This is a genomic window from Lysinibacillus sp. GbtcB16 (genome assembly GCF_019091145.1).
Lineage (GTDB): Bacteria > Bacillota > Bacilli > Bacillales_A > Planococcaceae > Lysinibacillus > Lysinibacillus fusiformis.
In genome coordinates, this window is record NZ_JAGXJV010000223.1 from 1 (window position 1) to 323 (window position 323).

The 323-nt window shown below is 34.1% G+C and carries 1 pseudogene; it reads left to right on the top strand.

The annotated features are described in order from the left end of the window. Nucleotides 1-323 (top strand): annotated as a pseudogene (locus tag KVT27_RS24085) (phage portal protein); the annotation flags it as partial.

Genomic DNA, 323 nt, shown 5'->3' on the forward strand with positions numbered 1-323 from the left:
ATGTGTATTTATTACTGAAGCGTTTAAAGGCGGCAAAAAGTATACGCTGCTAGAATGGCATTTAGTTGAGAATGGCACATACATCATCAAGAATGAGCTGTATAAAAGCGATAATAAGCATGAATTAGGTGTAAAGGTTCCATTAGCAGAGTTATATCCTAATTTAGAAGAAGCAGTATATATAGAGAACCTATCACGGCCTACTTTTAAATACTTTAAGCCTAATACTGCTAATAACTTAGATATTGGCTCACCTTTGGGAATTTCTATTTATGCCAATGCACTAGATACACTTAAATCGATTGATATTGCATTTGACAGCT